Genomic DNA, 1,945 nt, shown 5'->3' on the forward strand with positions numbered 1-1,945 from the left:
CGCTGAACGTGCCCCGCACCCCCACGGGGAACGCCGACGTGGACGCCCAGCTCGACCGCCTTGCCGATGCCGACCACCTCGCTGCGGACGGGCACATCGAGGTGTACGAAGATGTGCACCGGGGGCTGCGCGACGCGCTCACCGCGCTCGACGCCCGCCCGGGACCCTCGGGACCTCCGGGGCCCCAGGCGCCGTACGGCATGAACAACAGGAGCTGAACCGAACGTGGCAGGAGTGGCACGACGCCGCCTCGACGCCGAGCTGGTCCGCCGGAAGCTCGCCCGCTCGCGGGAGCACGCCGGCCAGCTGATCGCCGCCGGGCGTGTCACCGTGGGCAAGACCCTCGCGACCAAGGCCGCGACCCAGGTGGAGACCGCCGCGGCCATCCTGGTCGCCCAGGACGACAGCGACCCCGACTACGTCTCGCGCGGCGGCCACAAGCTCGCGGGGGCACTCGAGGTCTTCGTGCCGCTCGGCCTGAAGGTCGAGGGACGGCGGGCGCTGGACGCCGGTGCCTCGACCGGCGGATTCACCGACGTACTGCTGCGCGCGGGAGCCGCCCACGTCGTCGCCGTCGACGTCGGCTACGGACAGCTGGCCTGGTCTCTCCAGAGCGATGAACGGGTCACCGTCAAGGACCGTAAGAACGTACGCGAGTTGACGTTGGAGGCGATCGATGGGGAGCCGGTGGATCTTATTGTCGGAGACTTGTCCTTCATCCCGCTCGGCCTGGTGCTGCCCGCCCTCGTGCGGTGCGCGGCGCCTGAAGCCGACCTGGTCATGATGGTCAAGCCGCAGTTCGAGGTGGGCAAGGAGCGGCTGGGGAGCGGCGGTGTCGTACGCAGCCCCGAACTGCGGGCCGAGGCCGTGCGCGGTGTGGCCGGGCGTGCCTGGGAGCTGGGACTCGGGGTGAAGGGTGTCACGGCCAGTCCGCTGCCCGGGCCCTCGGGGAATGTCGAGTACTTTCTGTGGCTGCGAGCCGGGGCACCCGCGCTGGACCCGGCCGACGTTGACCGTGCAGTGGCGGAGGGGCCGCGTTGACAGAGACCCGAGCTCGTACTGTTTTCCTGCTGGCGCACACCGGGCGGCCCGCGGCCATCCGCAGTGCCGAACTCGTCGTCCAGGGGCTGCTGCGCTCCGGGCTCGGTGTACGGGTCCTGGAGGCAGAGGCGGCCGATCTGCCGCTGCCGCCGACCGTGGAGCTCGTGAAGGAGGCGACTCCCGAGTGCCTCGACGGGTGTGAGCTGCTGATCGTGCTGGGCGGTGACGGGACGCTGCTGCGCGGTGCCGAGTTCGCGCGTGCCTCCGGGGTGCCGATGCTCGGCGTCAACCTGGGGCGTGTCGGCTTCCTTGCGGAGGCCGAGCGTGACGATCTCGACAAGGTCGTCGACCGGGTGGTGACTCGGGCGTACGAGGTCGAGGAGCGGATGACCGTCGACGTCGTCGTGCACAGCAACGGTGATGTCGTGCACACCGACTGGGCGCTGAACGAGGCCGCTGTGCAGAAGGTCTCCGCCGAGCGGCTTCTCGAGGTCGTCCTGGAGATCGACGGGCGGCCCGTCACCGGGTTCGGGTGTGACGGCATAGTTTGCGCGACGCCCACCGGATCGACGGCGTACGCGTTCTCCGCCGGTGGTCCTGTGGTGTGGCCGGAGGTCGAGGCGCTGCTCATGGTGCCGATCAGTGCGCATGCGCTGTTCGCCAAGCCGCTGGTTACCTCGCCGGACTCGGTGCTTGCTGTGGAGGTTCAGCAGCACACTCCGCATGGGGTGCTGTGGTGCGATGGGCGGCGGACGATCGAGTTGCCGCAGGGGGCGCGGGTGGAGGTGCGGCGGGGGGCTGTGCCGGTGCGGCTGGCTCGGTTGCACCATGCTTCGTTCACGGATCGGCTTGTTGCCAAGTTTGCGTTGCCTGTGGCGGGTTGGCGGGGGGCGCCGCATTAGGG

General features: G+C 70.4%; 3 protein-coding genes. All 3 read left to right on the forward strand.

Annotated features, from left to right (window positions below; translation table 11 throughout):
* A partial coding sequence (locus G5C60_RS50570) for a hypothetical protein (protein ID WP_165271055.1) occupies nt 1–218 on the forward strand: 218 nt, incomplete at its 5' end.
* 7 nt (nt 219–225) lie between these two features.
* Nucleotides 226–1,041: a TlyA family rRNA (cytidine-2'-O)-methyltransferase gene (locus G5C60_RS50575; protein ID WP_165271057.1), complete on the forward strand. Its 816-nt coding sequence runs from the start codon at nt 226–228 to the stop codon at nt 1,039–1,041.
* Nucleotides 1,038–1,943 carry an NAD kinase gene (locus G5C60_RS50580; protein WP_165271059.1) on the forward strand — a complete coding sequence of 302 codons (906 nt, stop codon included), beginning with the start codon at nt 1,038–1,040 and terminating at the stop codon, nt 1,941–1,943. Before G5C60_RS50575 ends, G5C60_RS50580 begins: the two co-directional genes overlap by 4 nt.
* Nucleotides 1,944–1,945: the final 2 nt, after the last annotated feature.

This window comes from Streptomyces scabichelini (genome assembly GCF_011045015.1).
Lineage (GTDB): Bacteria > Actinomycetota > Actinomycetes > Streptomycetales > Streptomycetaceae > Streptomyces > Streptomyces scabichelini.